Raw genomic sequence first — 19,411 nt, forward strand, 5'->3', positions numbered from 1 at the left:
TAACGTGCGCTTCCTCCGCTCATTGATCAAGTGAAACAATTTCTTCCGCCTCAGCCACCAAACGCTCACCTACAGAAGCCCGGCCGCTTCCGAGTATATAGCCCCGCCGACGCTTGTTGACTTGAAAATGGAGATCAATTCGGTCCCCTGGCTTCGCCAAGCTATGGAATCGAACTCCATTAAGGTTGGTCAGATATGAAATGCCTTTTTTGTCAATCGCAGCGAATGCCGCCAATTGTGCGAGCGACTCCACGATCAACATAGAAGGCATGTATGGATTAGCCTCTGTAATAAACCACTCACTCCAGGTGACAAGCTTGTACCCCTTCGCCCATTGCGATGTTTCGTACCCAGTCACGCCATCCAGCAGAAGAAACGGGTACCTGTGCGGAAGCACATCCGGGATATGGATTAGCTCTTCGCTCACAGGCTTATACCCCTTCCCACTTGCGAACAGCAAGACAGACGTTGTGTCCCCCGAAACCAAAGGAATTGCTAATCGCCGCACGGACCTCACGTTCCTGATATACATGCGGGACAAAATTCAGTTCAGGGGCTTCAGGGTTGTCGCAATTGAGTGTCGGTGGTACTTTGCTGTGGATCATGCTCTGTACAGTTGCAATTAATTCGACTGCCCCTGCGCCGCCCATTAAATGGCCTGTCATGGATTTAATAGACGATATCGCCAAATGGGGGGCATGCTCCCCGAATACCTTCTGAATGGCGTTGATCTCCATACGGTCGTTAAACGGCGTACTTGTACCATGGGCATTGACATAGTCGATTTCCTGCGGTGTCAAGCCACCATCCTGCAGTGCGATGCTGATCGCTTCTGCCGGACCGGAGCCCGAGGGATCTGGAGCCGTGATATGATACGCATCGGTTGTGCATCCGTAACCCGCAACCTCGGCCAAAATGGTGGCCCCCCGGCTCATGGCATGCTCCAGTTCCTCCAGTACCAAGACCCCTGCTCCTCCACCGATGACAAATCCATCGCGGTCCACATCAAACGGGCGACTGGCCTTCTGCGGCTCTTCATTGCGTCTGGAAAGAGCATGGATATTCGCAAAAGATGCCAAATCAAGCTGACTAAAATTGGCTTCTGCTCCCCCAGCGACCACGACATCTGCCGTGCCATACTGGATCGTACGTAATGCCTCACCGATAGCATTACTTCCAGTAGCACAAGCCGTAACCACGGCAAACGAAGGTCCCTTGGCTCCGATAGCAATGGAGATTTCACCAGGCGCTGAATTAATCATCATCGAGGAAACAAAATAAGGAGAAACCCTTTTGGGGCCAAGCTCTGTTAATTTCCTGTAGTTCTCCTCTATGACGTCGAGGCCTCCTGCTCCAGAGCCGACAATAACACCCACGCGGCCTGCATTCCGCTCGTCAATCACTAATTTCGATTGCTCGACTGCCTGACGGGCAGCCGCCAAGGCAAATTGGGTGAACTGTGCTACTTTATTAGCTTCCTTCTTGCTCATATATTGCAACGGATCAAAGCCCGTAACCTGTGCGCCAATCTTCGTCGGAATGTCCGCTGTATCAAAAACAGTGACAGGTCCGATACCGCTCTTTCCTTCCAACAGTGAATTCCAGAAATCTGTAAGATTAAGCCCAACCGGCGTTACGACTCCCTGTCCTGTCACCACAACACGTCTTCTCACTGTACCCACGTCCTTCGCTGAAATTAATTCTTGGAAGCCTGTTGCTCGTAGAGAGGAAAGTCGCCATACACATGACTGATTTTCTCATGCACATCCGCAAGATCAGCATATACCTCGACGACCACAAGCTTGTTCTCCTGATACTTTTGCCAAGCAAGCTGAAGCTGTTTCCGGGCCTCCCCCTTGCTCCGGATCGCAAGACTTTCCACAAACTCATACTGTGGAATTTGGATTCCTGTCTTGGCCGCCTCGGAAACAAATGGGAGGGACTGCCCTGAAAGGTGCTTATAGTTCATCTGATTTTGCAACCAACCATACCCGCCATTATTGAGCACGAGATAAATCAGCGGTATTTGATACTGCACAGCCGTCATAAAATCCGAACAGAAGAGATTGAACGCACCGTCCCCTACCAGTGCCACTACTGGACGTTCTGTTGCTAGGCTTGCTCCCAAAGCAGCAGCCGCACCGAATCCAAGGCTCGTTTGGTCACTGGGAACAATTGAAAGAGAACCTTGCATGAAGCAAAAATATGGATAAAAGTAAGACCACATATCCTGCAATCCATTTTCCTGAACAAGCACCATTTTTTCTGGAAAATCTGTCTGAATAATCTCCAGCAGCTCTGGAACGTGAATTCCAGGGGCCTTTTTCAGCTCCTCCAGATAAATGGCTCTATTAGAAAATGCCTTCTGCTTACACCTTCTGATCGTTTCAAGCCACGCTCCATCAGGTTTATGTCCGTACCGTTGAACCCACTGCTCTAATGCTGCATATCCATCTCCAAGCACTTTGACACCCCGGTATTCGTGTGCAAAATCCTCCAGCTCGACATTGACCTGAATTAAAGGTGTATCCTCTAGAAAAATATCCCACTCAAACGTAGCCGTTTCTTCCAATCGGCTGCCCAGCGCAATCACTACATCAGATTCCTTCCAGATTTGTCTCAGACTGAGATCCGTATAGAGCCCGGCCACCCCACAGAAAAGCTCGTTCTCTTCATCAACTGCGCTCCGTCCCGAGGCGGTTGCGAACAAGGCTGCTCCGCACAGATCAGCGAATATCCCGATTACATCATTTGTAACGGACTTCATCCCGCCTCCGACCAAAATGACAGGCCTGCGAGCAGTCTTGATAATCTCCCATGCCGCATCCAGCTCCCGAAGAGACGGAGAGCACGAAAGCTTTTCTGGCGGAATAAACTGAAGCCCTGTCGGCACAGGCTGGTCCATCAGGTTTTCGGGTAGTTCAATATAGACCGGACCTGGAGCCCCATTGATCGCCAAAAAAGCCGCTCGCTCCAGCGCCCATACAAGTCGATCCACATGCTCGACACGGTAAGCCCATTTTACGAGCGGCTTCACGAGTGAGATTTGATCTGCCTCCTGAAAGGATCGGGTACCCAGCTTGTCTCCTCCAGTGCCAAGCGCCAAAAGTAAAAGCGGAGCACCAAGGTTCTTCGCTTCCAGCAGCCCCGTAAGTGTATTACTGAGCGCAGGGCCTTTACCTACAACACATACGGACATCTGGTTGGTTGTGAGTGCATAGCCTGCTGCCATAAACACAGCATTACGCTGATCTTTGCACAGAATAAAATCCATACCCGACGAAGGGAGTGACGATACGATTTTGAGATCATCACTTGGTAATCCAAAGAGATGCCGAACTCCAGCCGATTTTAAGTAGCCAATGATGGCATCCCAGGGAAACAAGCTCGCAGTCATACCAAACTCCTCTTTTCCAACAAATATTCTGCGACAATTTCTGAAATTAAAATTGGCTTCGAAACGAGCTTAAAATCGTAAAAAATATAATTCGACATCGTGCCATAGCCACCAAAGGGCTTATTGCCCTGATCCACATCCTCAAGCGTCTCATTAATGGTCAGCGTGTGCTTCTTTCGCAGAACGTCCGTAAGGTGTTCAGACCCGTATAAGCTGCAGCCCATCGCACGTTCACTGAAATAGCTGGAGGAAATACGCTTGATTAGCTGCTCGTCGTCTCGGTAGCTAACCACGTTGAAGACCGGTGAGAAATACTCAATAATCTCCAAATCCTGATCTAGCTCGCTATATACAATCGTCGGCTCCATCTTTTTCGTACGGAAATCAATGCCACCGCCGTAAATAATAAACTTATCGTTCGTATTAAAATATTCCGAAACCGAATACAGCGTGTCTTTATAGAAAATAGGGGAATAGCTCGCGTTCGGATCATTGTTGGCTCCAAACACCAGTTGGTCAAGCCGCTCAATTAGCAAGTTTTTAAAATTCTCCGTCACATCTTGATGCACCAGAATGATGTCGGGTCCCAGGCAGTCCTGTCCAGAATTGAACAATCTCATTCGGATCACATCGGTAACCGCCAGCTCCAGATCGGCATCAGGTCCAATGATGAAAGGATTTATCCCTTGTCCGTAAAAGATGTAGAGCTGTTCTTTTCGAATCTGTTTTTTGATTTTCTCCGCATTGGTATAGCTACCCGTGAACACCACAATATCAGCTGGCAAAACAGAATTTTCCATGAAAACTCTCTGGCTAACCTTACGAATATAGATGGGTAATCCATGTACAGCCTGGAGCTTTTCATGCAGCATGTTGACGTACTCGTTTACGTGAGAAGAAGGACGAAAGTCTATATTCTCAACGTAAAGGGACGGAATCAAGAGGTATAATGCATAGGAATACAAAACGACGTTGGAAGGCATAAATACAGCCATAGATCGTTGCAGGCTTGGCTGATAGGTCTGCACTTCTTGTAAAGCACCTTGAAGTGTGAGGATGGTGGAATCAATTTCTGCATTGGCGGCCCGATAGGATGAAAATTGGGTGAGAATATCCATCACTTCCTGCCGATGCTCAATCAAATAATTAAGGCACTTCAGAATTGCTTCATGCCTTTCCAAAAAAAGCGTGTTTTTTGCCAGTTCCGGATTCATACTCATGGTGCAATCTCCCTTTCCTATATGCAGTTTTTGGTAAATATTTTGTTTCTTCAACACTTACACTTTGCGAGAAGCAGCTTTCTCCAGGGCAATGTGCTCCATCTCCAGCCGATCTACTTTTCCATTGCGATTTAAAGGAAAATGGGCGAGCGGAAGCAAAAGATCGGGAAACATGTATGAAGGAAGTACCCGATTCATCTCTTTGCGGAGTACAGACAAAGCCTGCGAGGATTCGCTTTCGATGAATGCAACAAGCAATGTTCCTTTCGCCTCGTCCTCCAAGGTAATCACGCAGGATCGGTAACCTAGCGAACCAATCCGATCCTCGATATAGACCGGAGATACCATATAGCCCATCCGGTTGACCGTCTTACCGCTGCGACCAATGACATACAGCATTTCGTCATCCAGGTAGCCCAGATCGCCCGTCTTGAACCAACCGTCCTGAAGAACCGACTGCGTCAGGTCTGGACGATTCAGGTAGCCTTCCATGCATCCGGCACTGCGTATCCACACTTCGCCTACGATGCCGTCCGCCTGCTGCTCGCCAGCAGCATCTAGTATTTTCAGATCCACACCCGGCAACGGCTTGCCACAACCTTGTGGACACTCCAGCGTCCCCAGCGTAACGTTGCCCAATTCAGAAAGACCGTAACCATTCAGCAAGGGCTGTCCAAATATGTTGTTAAATTTCTCTTCGAGGTCTTGGGTAAGTGGAGAACCGCCTACGCACCACATGCGCACCGGAGATTCCTTGACCATTTCCAGTTGTTCGGGTTTTCGGTTTAGCATACGCAACAAGGTGTAAAAAGCCGAGGGGTTAGCGTCTACGACCGTCGCCCGGTCCTTCGTAATACTTGCAATGACGCTCCAGAGGTTTTTAGGATTGCAAATGATGAGAGAACATGAGGTTAACCACCAGGAGAAGATGAGTGAAATACCATAGAAGTGAGAAAACGGTACAACGGGGAGCATATGGTCAGACGGCAGGTAGTTCATGGCGTGTATAGAATGCCTGATATTGTTCATGAAGGCTGATCCAGCTTTCACGATTCCCTTGGGTTTTCCCGTCGTACCTGAAGAATACAGAATGAGAGCATCCGATCTCTCGCACCACTTGTTAAAGTCGATGCCTTGGATCTCCGGCTCTCCAACCCAATGTGGGTGTACTGTTTCTTCTTGGATTAGATCTTGAATCAGAATAACAGAAGCATGAGAAAGTCCTGGATCGCAATCGGTCAGGATACAGCAGGCACCCGCTTCGTCGTAAATTTGAGCTATTTCATCAAGCACAGTCTGCTCGTCCACTACAGTCACCGAAACAGCAATGTTGCACAGGGAGAACAGACACACAACAAAATAATAAGAATTGGCCGCTTTCAGAATCACTCTGCCTTCTTCAGGAATTCCTCGGAGAGCCAACATACGGGAGAAGATCGTAACATCCCGCTCCAGACGCTCCCTTGTCATAATCCCTTCAGGTGAGATAATACGGCAATCCGTATGCGTAACAAGCACAGCGTTCCCTCCTTACATCCCCGTAATATGGTATCCTGCATCAACATGGATAACTTCTCCCGTAATGCCTCTCGATAAATGGGAAAATAGGAATAACGCGGTATCTCCAACTTCGGACGTGTCAACCGTCTTGCGTAGGGGCGTCGTCTCTTCAATATGCTTTAGCATCGTGCTAAAATCCTTAATCCCATATGCGGCCAAAGTCCGTATGGGACCAGCCGAAATCGCATTGACACGAATACCATAAGTACCCAGATCGTTCGACAGATAGCGCATGCTTGCTTCCAGTGAAGCCTTCGCCACACCCATAACGTTGTAATTCTTGATCGCTCGTTCTGCGCCAATATACGTCATGGTGACGATACTTCCACCCTCCGTCATCAGCGGGTAAATTCGTCGGGAAACAGCAGCCAAAGAATAGGCACTGATTTCTTGAGCAATGGCGAATCCCTCGCGAGAAGTGTCGACGAACAGGCCGTCCAAATCCTCAGCCTTAGCATAGGCAACACTGTGAAAATAACCATGCAGGACGCCTACTTTCTCCTTTAGAAAATCCGCCAGTGCATCCAATTCTTCATTGCTTTGTACATTACAGGGACAGACAATGGACCCCGGAATCGTTTCAACGAGCTTTAGCACCCGATCTGCGACCCTCTCATTTTCGTAAGTAAAAATGAGCCTTGCTCCTTCAGCAGCTAAAGATTGGGCTGTCCCCCAGGCAATACTCCTGTTATTAGCCACGCCCATAATCAAAATGTTCTTACTACTCAGCAGTGCTGCCACAGAAACCACCTTTCTTATTTACATTTTTCTACAAAAAAACAACTTAATTTCGTATGTCTACATATATAGACATATGTAATCTTTTCTGGAATATTATCATGTTAGTTGCCAAAGTTAAACAGGCCACGTTTTACGCAGATTCAAGAATTCATCTAAAATTCATAAATATTTACAAGACATAAAGTCATCTCATTACTCTCCTTCTTAAAAAGGTCAGGAGAACACATGATGCATGGTCTGTCAGCTCACGAAAAAATAATCTGAACTGCTTCTGTTGGTCTGTGTTCAAATCGGAAGGAATCCATACGAGTGAAAAGGTAGAGAGGCAAAAATGAGGTGACTGTCAAAGCGAGTGTAGTATAAAAACTCAGCAAACTACCGGAAGTGACAACTTCATTTTTTACCATCAATGTCCCTTCCGATTTGAACATCCTGATTGATCGGTCTTATTTCATCCAAGTGTGCTGAGGGCTACGCCTTATTTTTCTTTGGAGCCAAAGTATAGCTAAAGGAAACAATAAAATCGATTACCAGAACAATTGCCCATGTGCTCATAATGCCTTCCAAGGAAACCGTACGCTGTGGATCATCTACATACACAATGATGGCGAGCAGCAGCGCGTTACCGATGACCCAGCCCAACAGGTGAAGCAACCACCCCGTCCGTTCCTCTTTTGCATGAGCAGCGCCATATTTGCGTTCGGGCTTCGGCCCCTTGCCAAACCAATGAGAGAACCGCACATCTGCCCATTTAATTAACCTATGACCAAATGCCACCGTAATGCCAAGATAGCAAGCAGCCAGGCCAGTAGCGGTCGTAATCTCCATGCCACTGCTCACCGTGATAAACACCGCAATCAGTAACAGGACATCAATAATAGGAGTACACAGTAAAAGAAGACCGCCTAATTTCTTTAAGCCAAACATATATCTTGCGATCAACCCTGCAACAACAAAAACCCAGAATAAAACTTCAGCACTAATAATAAATAAATACATAATAGATAATTCCTTTCAAATTGAAATTGGTATTCCCCTCAGCTATCCCCCTTTCATGCCCACTATCATACAATATTATACATAATATTCCTAGTATCTTGTCTATAATTACATAAAAGGAAACAAATAGCCTTTTTTCTACAAAAAAAATAGTCTCTGTCAAGCCCATTGTGCCTCATTTTCTCAAATTGGATACTTTTCATGATATGCTGCACATTAGACGATGATGATGTAAAATGAAAAAAGATGCACCCGTGTCAATCAGCACGGGTGCATCTTTTTATACTATTGAGCTATCCAATTACGATATGCCCTTCGGGACGACGGTATAGCGTCTTGGTGGAGCGTGGACGAATGGCATAAGCGATCGTAAGCGGCCCAATTCTGCCAATGAACATGGTTACACACATGATCAGCTTACCCGCGTCAGACAGTCCCGGGGTCACACCTACGGATAGACCAACCGTTCCGATCGCGGAAGCAGCCTCAAACGCAAGTGAGAGAAAAGGTGCCTCCTCTGTCATTAAGAGCAGCATGACCACAATGGAGAAGATAAATAGAGCCAATACAATAATGGTCAGCGCACGCATCATGATATCTTTGGGAACCCGGTGGCGAAAGAACACTATTTCCTTCTGTCCCCGCATGACGGCAATTAGAGCGCCAACCATCAGCAGGAACGTAGTCGTTTTGATTCCTCCCCCGGTAGAGCCTGGAGAAGCACCGATAATCATCAGCAACATGATAAAAAACTGGCTTGCCTGCCTCAACCCGCTGATATCTACTGTGCTGGTACCCGAAGATCGCGTGGAAACGGATTGAAAGACCGATGCGTACACTTTGCCTTCCCAGTTCAGCGAGCCCAGGGTTCGTGCATTGGTAAACTCAAAAATAAATATGACCAGTGCCCCAATCACAATAAGCGCACCCGACACACTTAACACCATTTTGGAGTGAAGACTCAGTCTCCGGGTGCGGCGAAAATCGAACAGATCACTTAGTACAAGAAAGCCCAATCCCCCTGAAATGACAAGCACAGATGCAATTATATTGAACACAAAATCTCCGGCATACCGTTGGAAGCTGCTTCCGAACAGGTCAAATCCCCCGTTATTAAAAAGAGATACCGAATGGAATATTCCGTAGTATATCGCTTGTCCGACGGGCATCTCCCTCATCCACCGCAAAGCCATGACTACGGCAGCTATCGCCTCAATGGTAAAAGAAAAAATCAGCACCTTGCGAATAATGCGCACAATTCCTTCCATGCTATCGGCATTAATCGCTTCCTTTAGCAACAGCCGATCCTTCAACGATAGCCGTCGCCCCAGCAGCAATGCAAACAAGGTCGCCAGGGTCATAAAACCCAGACCGCCCAACTGCATCAGTACCATGATGACCGTTTCTCCAAACATCGTATAAGTTGAATTAACGTCTACTACGACTAATCCCGTGACACAAGCAGCGGACACGGACGTAAACAGTGAATCAATCCAATGTGGAGCATGTCCACTATGATTGGAAATAGGAAGCATCAGCAGCAAAGTGCCCAATGCAATAATCAGCAAGTATCCGATGACCAATATAAAAGGAGGCGACGACGCAAACCGGGCAAGCTTGACGCTGCGTTTCATTAGAAGTCTTCTCTCCATCCGTTCTTATGAAAAAGAGGAACAAGACACGGGAAGCCCGGCTGATCCTCTATATTCATAATGTTATGTTATTCTACCGTACGGTTACGCATATGCGGGAAAAGCAGCACATCGCGAATGGAAGGAGCATCCGTCAGCAACATGACCAAGCGGTCGATGCCGATGCCCAGTCCGCCTGTTGGCGGCATACCGTATTCCAAGGCACGGATAAAATCATCATCCATTTCATGAGCCTCGTCATTGCCATGCTCACGTTCCAGCAATTGTGCTTCAAAACGCTGGCGTTGGTCAATCGGATCATTCAGCTCGGTGAATGCGTTGGCATGCTCACGAGCTACAACAAACAACTCGAAGCGATCCGTAAAGCGTGGATCTTGCTCGTTTCTCTTCGCCAGTGGCGAGATTTCAACCGGATGCCCCATAATAAAGGTCGGTTGAATGAGTGTTTCCTCTACGAATTGTTCGAAGAAGGCATTCAGGATATGTCCAAAGGTCATATGCGGCTCTACTGGCACTTTATGCTCTTTCGCAAGGCGATGAGCTTCTTCATTGCTCAATTGCGCTCCAAAATCCACGCCTGTTACTTCTTTAACAGCATCGACCATAGATACTCTGCGCCATTGCGGCGTCAGATCCACTTCCTGGCCCTGATAATGAATGCGCTGTGTACCCAGCACTTCTTGCGCAATGTGAGCCACCATGTTTTCCGTCAATTGCATGATATCCTGGTAGTCAGCATACGCCTCATACAGCTCAATCATCGTGAACTCAGGGTTATGACGAGTGGAAATACCTTCATTACGGTAAACGCGACCGATCTCATATACTTTCTCCAATCCGCCGACAATCAGTCGTTTCAGATGAAGTTCAATGGCAATACGCATATATAGCTGCATGTCCAATGCATTATGATGTGTAATAAACGGCTTGGCCGCCGCCCCGCCTGCGATGGAATGCAGTGTTGGCGTTTCAACCTCCAAATAACCGAGCGAGTCCAGATAACGGCGCATGGATTGAATAATACGGGAACGCGTAATGAACGTTTTTTGTACTTCCGGGTTCATAACTAGATCGACGTAGCGTTGACGGTAGCGCAGCTCAACATCCTTCAGACCATGATATTTTTCCGGCAACGGGTACAACGATTTGGACAATACCTCAAGGTCCAGCACCTTAATGGTGGTTTCCCCTGTTTTGGTCTTGAACAGCACGCCTTTAATTCCCACAATGTCGCCCAGATCCAAAATACCAAAGGCTTTGTATTTAGCTTCCGGCACGGTATCTTGACGAACATAGATTTGAATACGTCCACTGAGATCCTGTACATGGGCAAAGCTGGCTTTCCCCATAACCCGTTTGGCCATAATACGGCCTGCAATGCTAATTTCAATATTCTTTTCTTCCAGTTCTTCCTTGGTCAGACTGTCATACTTGCTTAGCAGTACACCTGCCTCAGCTGTGCGTATGTATTTACGACCAAAAGGATCAATGCCCAACGAGCGAAGCTCGTCCAATTTGGCGCGGCGAATTTGCAGCAGTTCGCTTAGTTCCTCACGATTTTCTTGAGGTTCCTGGTTAGTAGTTTCATCCGACATGGTGCTAAATCAGCTCCTTCAATATGAATAGACGGGCCGGGGTCCGTCCGGGTGTAGAGAAAAAAAGCTTCCCCAAGGAAGCTTTTACATTCAATTCCAAAGTTTGTGTCTTATTTTTTGATATCCACGATTTTATATTGTATAACACCTGCTGGAACGGTGACATCCACAACAGTTCCTTTTTTCTTACCGAGCATTGCCTTGCCAAGCGGACTTTCATTGGAGATTTTATTCTGGAGCGGGTCCGATTCAGCTGAACCTACGATCGCATACTCTGTAACATCTCCGATTTCCATATCCTCAACGGTCACGGTTGCGCCTACTCCCACAACATCGGTTTCAATTTCATCACTATTGATAATGCGGGCATTGCGTAGCATTTTTTCCAGTGTAATGACACGGCCTTCAATGAAAGCCTGCTCATTCTTCGCATCCTCATACTCGGAGTTTTCACTGATATCCCCGTATCCGATAGCTACCTTAATCCGTTCCGCCACTTCACGGCGTTTGACAGACTTCAAGTTCTCAAGCTCATCTTCGAGCTTTCTAAGACCTTCCTGTGTCAGAATGACTTCTTTATCGCTCATCTTAACCGATTCTCCTGTCATGGGAAAAGTTTAAAAGTGCATCGGAATGCACGCTTTCAAAACATAATATGCCACTCTGAGGGAATGAGAACATTTCCTGCTGTTGTCTTGAGAGCTGCATACAATTTGTAGCATACATCAAGATTTTATACTGAACGATTATAGGGCAAGTAATTGGAAAAGTCAATCACATACAAAGGCAGAAAACAGCTTCCTTATTGCGCAACGGCGGCAGGAGACACAGCCTCTGTGGAATGTTCATCATTTTCTACCGTGTGCAGTCCGGATACAAAGCCATCCAAAATACGTACCATATCATCACGTTTCGTTTCTTCCATAACAACGTCCTTAATGCGTGCAGAGCCTCTGAGTCCTTTGAGGTACCAGGCCAGATGCTTACGCATTTCGCGGACAGCCACAGCTTCACCCTTCAATGCCACCAGACGATCCATATGCAGAATGGCAATGCGGATTTTTTCTTCCGGTGAAGGATCAGGCAAAAGCTCACCTGTCTGCAAATACTCAATCGTACGGTACAGCATCCAAGGATTACCCAGAGCGCCGCGTCCGATCATAACACCGTCACAGTTGGTCAAATCCAGCATCCGGCGGGCATCTTCCGGTGATGCCACGTCTCCATTTCCAATTACAGGTATGGAAACTGCTTCTTTAACTTCTTTTATAATATCCCAGTTCGCATGTCCCGTATACAATTGCTCCCGTGTACGACCATGTACGCTGACAGCCTGACCTCCGGCGCGTTCTACGGCACGGGCGTTCTCTACGGCATAAATATGCTCGCTATCCCAACCAATACGCATTTTCACGGTAACAGGCTTGCTCACGGATTCCACTACAGCGGATACCATTTCATAAATTTTATTGGGATCGAGCAGCCAACGAGCACCCGCATCACATTTGGTTACCTTGGGAACCGGGCAGCCCATATTGATGTCAATAATATCTGCGTTCGTCTCCTGATCCACGACCTTAGCCGCTTCCACCAAAGATTCACGGTCTCCCCCGAAAATTTGCAGACTAAGCGGTTTCTCGCGATCATCTACGAACAGCATCTCACGCGTGCGCTTGTTACCGTGAATGATCGCCTTATCACTAACCATTTCTGCGCATACCAAGCCTGTGCCAAATTCTTTGGCAATCAGGCGAAAAGCAGGGTTACACACGCCCGCCATCGGAGCCAGGACGACCTGGTTTTTCATTTCAATACCGCCGATTTTCAACATATCTGTTCACTCCTTTATTCCTTCTTTTATATCGTACACTTATCGTCATTCCGTCAGTTCCCGGACTTCAATTTCTAGCGTTTGGGCAATAATGTCCAACATGTCAGGCTCTACTGTTCGGTTGCCCCGTTCCACAGCACCCAGTACGGCCAAGGATATGCCGGTTCGCTCAGCCAACTCCTGCTGCGTGAATCCTTTTAGCTTCCGAAAGGCGCGAAGCCGTTGCGCCAGCTGCTTGTTTTCCAAAACTGTATGCCGTCCTTTCCATCCAATGATTTCAATGCAGTATGCACGATACTGTACAGACCGGATGGATCTTGGTTCGGAACGATGTCAGCTAATGGCACAAGCACAAAAGCACGCTCCAGCATACGGGGATGAGGAAGCTCCAAATCCGGTGTAGCCAGCTGCACCGCTTCCATCCATAACAAATCCAGATCAATGGTGCGCGGCCCGTTAGGAATATGTCTTACTCTGCCCAAATGACTCTCTACCTCCAGCATGAAGGCCAGAAGCTCCTCTGGAGCAAGTGTTGTGGATATGGCTACTGTCATATTCAAAAAAGAAGGCTGATCCAGATACCCGACAGGCTCTGTTTCGTACAGGCTGGAGCAACGCAGCACCCGTATACCCGGATGTTCGTCCAGCGCCGTGATGGCTTCATACAGGGTATGCTCACGATCCCCCAAATTAGCCCCTAAAGCAATATAAGCCTCTGATGCCTCAGAGGTCGAATGTGCGTTCATGTACCGTTCCTACTTTCTTGCGCGATGAAGCTCAACCGTCACGCCCTCAAAATGAATATCGAACGGCGGATGCGGCTTCGTGACTTTGACAGTCAGTGCATTGACACTAGTATAAGTGTCCAGTAAGGAAGATGCAATACGTTCGCCCAAAGCTTCAATCAATTGGTAAGATTCCTTTTCTACAATATCTTTAACGGTGTAATGCACCTCAGCGTAATTAACCGTTTTGTCCAATGCGTCTTGCTCGCCCGCCTCACGCAGATCAAGCTCCAGTTCCAAATCAATGTAGAAACGCTGTCCCAGCTTACGTTCTTCAGGAAAAACGCCATGATATCCGTAATACTCCATGCGATGTAAAACCATTTTATCCATCGTGGTAGTCCCCCTGTTTTTTGATTTCAATTTTTTCTCTAAAATGCAGTGACTTTATGGTGCGTTGTAGCGGAATGAAGGATTTGAATCCGAAGAAGCGTAGCGTTCGCCTTTGCAACGGGATTCTTACAGCCAAATGTTTTACCAATTCAAAGAATCCCGTTGCAACAGCGATCGCAGGATCAAATCATTCATGCAGCGTCTTCTAACCATCATAACTCAGTGCATTTTTAGACCCGTACACCATCGCATCACACATCCTCACCGTGCGTTTGATTTGCGCAACATCATGTACACGCACTATCTGACAGCCTTGGGCAATGCCAAAGGCGACCGTAGCCGCTGTGCCCTCAACCACATCATCTACAGGCAAATCCAGCGCTGTACGGATAAATCTTTTGCGTGATGTCGCCAGCAACAGCGGGTAGCCCAACTGACTTAGTGTATCCAGAGAAGTCATAGCATAGATATTTTCGTCGTAATCTTTGGCAAACCCGATGCCCGGATCTAAAATGATCTGTTCCGCACGTACACCTGCATCCAGCGCCAATCGGATACTTTCTTTTAAATCATCAATCATATCAGGTATTAAATCGCTATAGTTACGGTCATGACGGTTATGCATTAAAATGACTGGACAATCGAATTGTGAAGCCACACTTGCCATGTCAGGATCTGCCTTAAACCCCCACACATCATTGATGATATGGGCACCTGCTTCAAGCGCCTGCCGGGCTACTTCAGCTTTGTAAGTATCCACGGATAATGGAATGTGCGGAGCAATGCGGTGAATAGCCTGTACTACCGGAATGACACGTGCCAGTTCTTCTTCCACGCCTACCGGATCATGCCCCGGCCGGGTGGACTCTCCGCCAATATCAATAATATCGGCTCCATCCTCCACCAGCTTCAAGGCATGTAAAACGGCAATCTCCAGACTATTGTGCAATCCGCCATCGGAAAATGAATCCGGGGTCACGTTCAGTATACCCATCACCTGAGTGGCATTTCCGAGCGTAAGCTCGGCATCGCCCATCTGATAGCTTCGTCGGTAAATGGTCGGTATATTCAATTCATCCCTGCTTTCTCTCTGTAATCGTGTAACAGCAGAGCTGTTACGGAACCGGCCTGTGTCCAGGCATCGGATAACTGGTGCGTCGTTCCATCCGGCTCCAGCAGCAGGTTCACAGGCCGGATTTCCTGTATGGAATTCGTCATAAATATTTCATCAGCCAGCCGCAGCTCGTCCCAACGGTATAGACCCTGCTCACAGTGGATGCCTCTCGCTTGCGCCAGCTCCAGAATGAGTCCGCGGGTAATACCCGGCAGGATACCTGTAGACAGCTCCGGGGTGTACAGCGTATCATTTCGGACAAAAAACAGGCTGCTGACCATTCCTTCTGCCAGGAAACCATCTGCCGTAAGCATCATCCCTTCAGCCTTATGCTGGACAGCAGCAGCGTACTGCTGAAGCTCCCGCTTGGCGAGAATGTTATTCATATAATGGAGCGACTTTAAACGAACCTCACCCTCGGGCGTGTTTCTTGGGGTCCGCAACAACTGAAGCGCCGACGCGGCGGTTGTTCCCATGGTTTCTGTATGGGTAGCTGGTAACAGCTTGGCGAACAAAATATGGTTAGGGCGCGTATAGTCACCAGATGGCAAGCCGAGTACCTCTTCGCCCGCTGACACGGTGTAGCGGATATATGCTTCGTTCAGACCATTCGCGGCCATCAGACTTTGGATATGCGCGGTAAGCTGTTTCTTGTCCGGTTGAAAAGGAATGCCCAGCATCTGGCAGCCCTCTGCCAGTCTGTGCAAATGACGATCGAGCAGAAACGGAACTCCCTTGTAGGTACGGAAGGTCTCAAACAGGCCCATTCCGTACAAAAAGCCGTGATCACTTACGTGAATCACGGCATCTGCGGCTTCCGTGAGGGCGCCATTGACTCCGATGTATTTCATCAATCAGACGCCTACCTTGCGTTTCAGGAAATTGCGTAACAGTCGATGCCCGTAGTCCGTAATGATGGACTCAGGATGGAACTGAACTCCTTCCACGGCAAATTCTTTATGCCGCAAGCCCATAATTTCACCTTCTGCAGTTTCAGCAGTAATTTCCAAACATTCAGGCAGGCTCTCGCGCTCCACCAACAAAGAATGATACCGGGTCGCTGTGAACGGGGAAGGCAAACCTTCAAATACCGATGTATTATGGTGGAGAATCGGTGAGGTTTTGCCGTGCATGAGTCGTTCAGCCCGGATGACATTACCCCCAAACGCCTGTCCGATGGCCTGGTGACCGAGACAAACGCCGAAGATCGGGATCAGCCCTTTAAAGTGGCTAATCACATCCAGCGATATTCCCGCCTCATTCGGCGTGCATGGACCCGGTGAAATCAGAATATGCTCCGGCGCCAACTCTTCTATGCCTTTCAGATCAATCTCATCGTTCCGTCTTACAGTTACTTCCTCGCCTAGCTCACCCAAATACTGAACAAGATTGTACGTAAACGAATCATAGTTATCAATCACCAAAATCATACGACTCACCCTCCTGTGATACCACTCTTGATCAAAGCGGCTTCTTCTTCACCATATTGTACTGCCTTCATGACGGCTCTTGCCTTATTTCGGCACTCGCGATATTCCCTGTACGGGTCTGAGTCAATGACAATGCCTGCACCTGCCTGTAAGTAGGCCGTGCTACCTTTGACAGCTAGTGTTCTTATTATAATATTTAATTCCATATTGCCGTTATAGTCAATCCACCCCATGGACCCTGTATAGGGACCACGCCGGACAGGCTCTAATTCTTCAATGATTTCCATAGTTCGCACCTTGGGCGCTCCGGTAATGGTTCCCCCAGGAAAAGTGGCGGCGATCACATCTAAAGCGGTACGACCCGCGGCCAGCTTGCCCTCTACTTGAGAAACGAGATGCATCACGTGCGAATAATACTCCACTGTCAGCAGCTCCGGCACATGCACCGTTCCGTATTCAGCAATCCGTCCGATATCATTGCGTTCCAGATCGACGAGCATAATGTGCTCGGCGCGCTCTTTTTCGCTCGATAGCAGCTCGGCAGCCATGGCAGTATCCTCTTCCGGTGTGAGTCCTCGCCTTCTCGTACCTGCAATGGGACGTGCACTGACGCGTCCATCCTCCAGCTTTACCAGTAATTCCGGTGAACCGCTGACGATTCGTAAATCCGGCATCCGCAGCAGGCCCATGTAAGGGGAAGGGTTCAGCAGGCGAAGCCACTCATAGATATCCTCAGGCTGGGCTGCCAGCGTACGTTGCTGACGAATCGACAGGTTCACCTGAAACACGTCACCTTGTGCAATGTATTCCTGCACGCGCTTTACGGCGTGTTCAAAATCCTGTTGGTTGAAAGCTGCTTTCCAGCCTTCTGCTTCATGATGAGCAACGAACAGCTCTTCTTCGGCAAGCCTTGCGCAACGGCGAATATAAGCAGGGTCAGATGCTCCGGCTTGTATGATGTTTTCCCACTGGGTCAGCATACGTTCTGCACGCTGGACAGCTTCTGCGTAATATTCGGAAAGTATGGCTTTCTGCTGATCCAAAGCGACATCATCGACACTGGCGGTGTTACTACTGACGGTATCCAGGTGAACAGGTGTGGGCGTATGAACAGTGCAATAAATACGGCCTTCCTCATGATCATAGATCCATAGCTCGTTCACTTGCATCCATACATAGTCCGGTATGCCTGTATCGTCTGCTGCCTGTATCGGTAGACGCTCCAGTGAGCGAGCTACATCGTAGCCGAAATAACCGGCAAAGCCTCCAGTGAAAAAAGAGATGCCCGGTACGCGCGGCGAACGGTAGGGAGCGATCCAGTCGTTCATGGCTATCAGGGGCTGTCCGTGTATAAGATCACGCTTGCCGCTTTTTAGATCGGTCCAGACTGCCTGTTCCCCTTTACCTTCCAATATAGCAACCGGATTTAAGCCCAGATAGGTGTATCTCCCGCCTTTAGCGCTCTCCAGTAAAAAGGCATATGGGGACGAATCCTCCCATGCCTTCTGCCATGATAAGGGTAAACCGTCCGCAGGTAACTGATACTCAGCGATATATGGGAGCATACTCCATCCTTCCTTCTGCCAAGCCTGCCACTGTGCCTCCGATACTCTAGCTGTCGATTTCATGCGTGTGTGCTTCCCCTTCCCCTACTTTGCGCAAAGTCTATAAGCTATTTTTAAAAAGAATCCCCCACCCCCCTGGGAACAGGGAAATGAGGGACTCCTTACATATAGTATACACAATTACGACGTAATTACAGCTCGAAATTATACAGTGGCGTACTCAGGTAACGTTCACCATTACTTGGAACGATGACAACAATACGCTTGCCTTTGCCTAATTCTTTAGCCAGTTTCAAAGCCGCATGAACAGCCGCACCGGAGGAAATACCCGACAAGATGCCTTCTTCCTTGGCTACTGTACGCGCAACTTCGAAAGCTTCATCGTTTTCTACATGAATAATTTCATCATAGATGTCACGGTTCAAAATTTCAGGAATGAAGTTGGCACCAATCCCCTGAATTTTGTGGGGTCCTGGCTTGCCACCAGCCAAGATTGGAGAAGCAGCGGGCTCTACAGCAACGATTTTGATTTCAGGGAATTCTTTCTTAAGCACTTCCCCTGCACCAGAAATAGTACCACCTGTACCAATCCCGGCTACAAAACCGTCCAAGCTACCACCGATGGAGCGGATGGCTTCAACGATCTCAGGGCCTGTCGTTTCACGGTGAATCTTGATGTTGGCTTTGTTCTTGAACTGCTCGGCAGCAAAATACTCCGGATTCTCACTCAGCAGCTCTTCCATTTTCTTAACAGAGCCGTTCATGCCCTCCGATCCGGGTGTCAGCACAAGATCTGCTCCGTAAGCGCGCAGCAGATTGCGACGCTCCAAGCTCATTGTTTCTGGCATAACGATTACTGCCTTGTAGCCCTTTGCAGCTGCAACCATAGCCAAGCCGATTCCTGTATTACCGCTGGTAGCTTCAATAATCGTACCGCCTGGTTTGAGCAGTCCTTCACGCTCAGCCTCTTCCACCATACTAATCGCGATGCGGTCTTTTACACTGGACCCTGGGTTCTGGTATTCCAGTTTCAAATAAATTTCTGCGCTATCTTCCGGTACGATCCGGTTAAGACGGACGAGAGGGGTTTCACCGATAAGTTCGGTAACGTTATTGACAACTTTAGCCATGATAAGTTCCTCCCTGACATTGAATGTTATATTAAATTTTGCAAAATCACATTGTTAAT

The 19,411-nt window shown here is 48.1% G+C and carries 19 protein-coding genes; all 19 read right to left on the reverse strand.

The genetic code is table 11. The annotated features are described in order from the left end of the window. Positions 1-19: 19 nt before the first annotated feature. The 19 genes from ABIA61_RS24550 to cysK all read right to left on the reverse strand — a co-directional run bounded on the left by ABIA61_RS24550 (position 20) and on the right by cysK (position 19,352). Entirely contained in the window at positions 20-427 is a 408-nt protein-coding gene (locus ABIA61_RS24550; RefSeq protein WP_404581380.1) for a 3-hydroxyacyl-ACP dehydratase FabZ family protein, read from the reverse strand. A 4-nt stretch (positions 428-431) separates the two neighbouring features. After that, on the reverse strand, positions 432-1,673 hold the full coding sequence (fabF, locus tag ABIA61_RS24555; protein ID WP_404581381.1) for a beta-ketoacyl-ACP synthase II: 1,242 nt from the start codon (positions 1,671-1,673) through the stop codon (positions 432-434). Positions 1,674-1,696: 23 nt separating this feature from the next. Beyond that, complete coding sequence (locus ABIA61_RS24560) at positions 1,697-3,397, reverse strand: thiamine pyrophosphate-binding protein (protein ID WP_283654083.1); 1,701 nt, start codon at positions 3,395-3,397, stop codon at positions 1,697-1,699. Beyond that, on the reverse strand, positions 3,394-4,617 hold the full coding sequence (locus ABIA61_RS24565; RefSeq protein WP_404581383.1) for an aldehyde dehydrogenase family protein: 1,224 nt from the start codon (positions 4,615-4,617) through the stop codon (positions 3,394-3,396). Before ABIA61_RS24565 ends, ABIA61_RS24560 begins: the two co-directional genes overlap by 4 nt. A gap of 57 nt (positions 4,618-4,674) precedes the next feature. Then, entirely contained in the window at positions 4,675-6,135 is a 1,461-nt protein-coding gene (locus ABIA61_RS24570) for a class I adenylate-forming enzyme family protein (protein ID WP_283654081.1), read from the reverse strand. A gap of 12 nt (positions 6,136-6,147) precedes the next feature. Then, a complete protein-coding gene (locus ABIA61_RS24575) occupies positions 6,148-6,918 on the reverse strand; it encodes an enoyl-ACP reductase FabI (RefSeq protein WP_283654080.1) in 771 nt (256 codons plus the stop codon). 471 nt (positions 6,919-7,389) lie between these two features. Continuing rightward, positions 7,390-7,917 (reverse strand): hypothetical protein, encoded by a 528-nt coding sequence (locus tag ABIA61_RS24580; RefSeq protein WP_342416170.1) that lies wholly within the window; start codon positions 7,915-7,917, stop codon positions 7,390-7,392. A gap of 293 nt (positions 7,918-8,210) precedes the next feature. Beyond that, positions 8,211-9,551, reverse strand: coding sequence for a TrkH family potassium uptake protein (locus ABIA61_RS24585; RefSeq protein WP_283654078.1), 1,341 nt, complete (start codon positions 9,549-9,551; stop codon positions 8,211-8,213). An 86-nt stretch (positions 9,552-9,637) separates the two neighbouring features. After that, positions 9,638-11,164 (reverse strand): lysine--tRNA ligase, encoded by a 1,527-nt coding sequence (gene lysS, locus ABIA61_RS24590; protein WP_283654077.1) that lies wholly within the window; start codon positions 11,162-11,164, stop codon positions 9,638-9,640. A gap of 110 nt (positions 11,165-11,274) precedes the next feature. Further along, on the reverse strand, positions 11,275-11,751 hold the full coding sequence (gene greA / locus ABIA61_RS24595; protein WP_283654076.1) for a transcription elongation factor GreA: 477 nt from the start codon (positions 11,749-11,751) through the stop codon (positions 11,275-11,277). Positions 11,752-11,966: 215 nt separating this feature from the next. Continuing rightward, positions 11,967-12,995, reverse strand: coding sequence for a tRNA dihydrouridine synthase DusB (gene dusB / locus ABIA61_RS24600; RefSeq protein WP_283654075.1), 1,029 nt, complete (start codon positions 12,993-12,995; stop codon positions 11,967-11,969). A gap of 45 nt (positions 12,996-13,040) precedes the next feature. Continuing rightward, on the reverse strand, positions 13,041-13,241 hold the full coding sequence (locus ABIA61_RS24605) for a helix-turn-helix domain-containing protein (RefSeq protein WP_283654074.1): 201 nt from the start codon (positions 13,239-13,241) through the stop codon (positions 13,041-13,043). Next, positions 13,193-13,741 (reverse strand): 2-amino-4-hydroxy-6-hydroxymethyldihydropteridine diphosphokinase, encoded by a 549-nt coding sequence (folK, locus tag ABIA61_RS24610; protein WP_283654073.1) that lies wholly within the window; start codon positions 13,739-13,741, stop codon positions 13,193-13,195. The genes ABIA61_RS24605 and folK overlap by 49 nt, the downstream gene beginning before the upstream one ends. A gap of 9 nt (positions 13,742-13,750) precedes the next feature. Beyond that, positions 13,751-14,113: a dihydroneopterin aldolase gene (folB, locus tag ABIA61_RS24615; protein ID WP_283654072.1), complete on the reverse strand. Its 363-nt coding sequence runs from the start codon at positions 14,111-14,113 to the stop codon at positions 13,751-13,753. A 205-nt stretch (positions 14,114-14,318) separates the two neighbouring features. Then, positions 14,319-15,185 carry a dihydropteroate synthase gene (folP, locus tag ABIA61_RS24620; protein ID WP_283654071.1) on the reverse strand — a complete coding sequence of 289 codons (867 nt, stop codon included), beginning with the start codon at positions 15,183-15,185 and terminating at the stop codon, positions 14,319-14,321. Next, positions 15,182-16,078 carry an aminotransferase class IV gene (locus ABIA61_RS24625; RefSeq protein WP_283654070.1) on the reverse strand — a complete coding sequence of 299 codons (897 nt, stop codon included), beginning with the start codon at positions 16,076-16,078 and terminating at the stop codon, positions 15,182-15,184. Before ABIA61_RS24625 ends, folP begins: the two co-directional genes overlap by 4 nt. Positions 16,079-16,081: 3 nt before the next feature. Then, positions 16,082-16,657 (reverse strand): aminodeoxychorismate/anthranilate synthase component II, encoded by a 576-nt coding sequence (gene pabA, locus ABIA61_RS24630; protein ID WP_404521335.1) that lies wholly within the window; start codon positions 16,655-16,657, stop codon positions 16,082-16,084. Positions 16,658-16,662: 5 nt separating this feature from the next. Continuing rightward, the gene (locus ABIA61_RS24635; RefSeq protein WP_404581384.1) at positions 16,663-18,285 is read right to left on the reverse strand and encodes an anthranilate synthase component I family protein; all 1,623 of its coding nucleotides are present in this window, start codon (positions 18,283-18,285) and stop codon (positions 16,663-16,665) included. A 128-nt stretch (positions 18,286-18,413) separates the two neighbouring features. Further along, entirely contained in the window at positions 18,414-19,352 is a 939-nt protein-coding gene (cysK, locus tag ABIA61_RS24640) for a cysteine synthase A (RefSeq protein WP_044646052.1), read from the reverse strand. Between the last annotated feature and the right edge of the window lie 59 nt (positions 19,353-19,411).

This window comes from Paenibacillus sp. RC21, from assembly GCF_044907935.1.
GTDB classification, from domain to species: Bacteria; Bacillota; Bacilli; order Paenibacillales; family Paenibacillaceae; genus Paenibacillus; species Paenibacillus terrae_A.

Excerpts from the sequence above, each read along its gene's own strand:
- ABIA61_RS24560 (WP_283654083.1), bottom strand. The coding sequence starts at position 3,397 with ATGACTGCGAGCTTGTTTCCCTGGGATGCCATCATTGGCTACTTAAAA.
- ABIA61_RS24565 (WP_404581383.1), bottom strand. The coding sequence starts at position 4,617 with ATGAGTATGAATCCGGAACTGGCAAAAAACACGCTTTTTTTGGAAAGG.
- ABIA61_RS24580 (WP_342416170.1), bottom strand. The coding sequence starts at position 7,917 with ATGTATTTATTTATTATTAGTGCTGAAGTTTTATTCTGGGTTTTTGTT.
- ABIA61_RS24585 (WP_283654078.1), bottom strand. The coding sequence starts at position 9,551 with ATGAAACGCAGCGTCAAGCTTGCCCGGTTTGCGTCGTCGCCTCCTTTT.
- lysS (WP_283654077.1), bottom strand. The coding sequence starts at position 11,164 with ATGTCGGATGAAACTACTAACCAGGAACCTCAAGAAAATCGTGAGGAA.
- greA (WP_283654076.1), bottom strand. The coding sequence starts at position 11,751 with ATGAGCGATAAAGAAGTCATTCTGACACAGGAAGGTCTTAGAAAGCTC.
- dusB (WP_283654075.1), bottom strand. The coding sequence starts at position 12,995 with ATGTTGAAAATCGGCGGTATTGAAATGAAAAACCAGGTCGTCCTGGCT.
- folK (WP_283654073.1), bottom strand. The coding sequence starts at position 13,741 with ATGAACGCACATTCGACCTCTGAGGCATCAGAGGCTTATATTGCTTTA.
- folB (WP_283654072.1), bottom strand. The coding sequence starts at position 14,113 with ATGGATAAAATGGTTTTACATCGCATGGAGTATTACGGATATCATGGC.
- ABIA61_RS24625 (WP_283654070.1), bottom strand. The coding sequence starts at position 16,078 with ATGAAATACATCGGAGTCAATGGCGCCCTCACGGAAGCCGCAGATGCC.
- pabA (WP_404521335.1), bottom strand. The coding sequence starts at position 16,657 with ATGATTTTGGTGATTGATAACTATGATTCGTTTACGTACAATCTTGTT.
- ABIA61_RS24635 (WP_404581384.1), bottom strand. The coding sequence starts at position 18,285 with ATGAAATCGACAGCTAGAGTATCGGAGGCACAGTGGCAGGCTTGGCAG.
- cysK (WP_044646052.1), bottom strand. The coding sequence starts at position 19,352 with ATGGCTAAAGTTGTCAATAACGTTACCGAACTTATCGGTGAAACCCCT.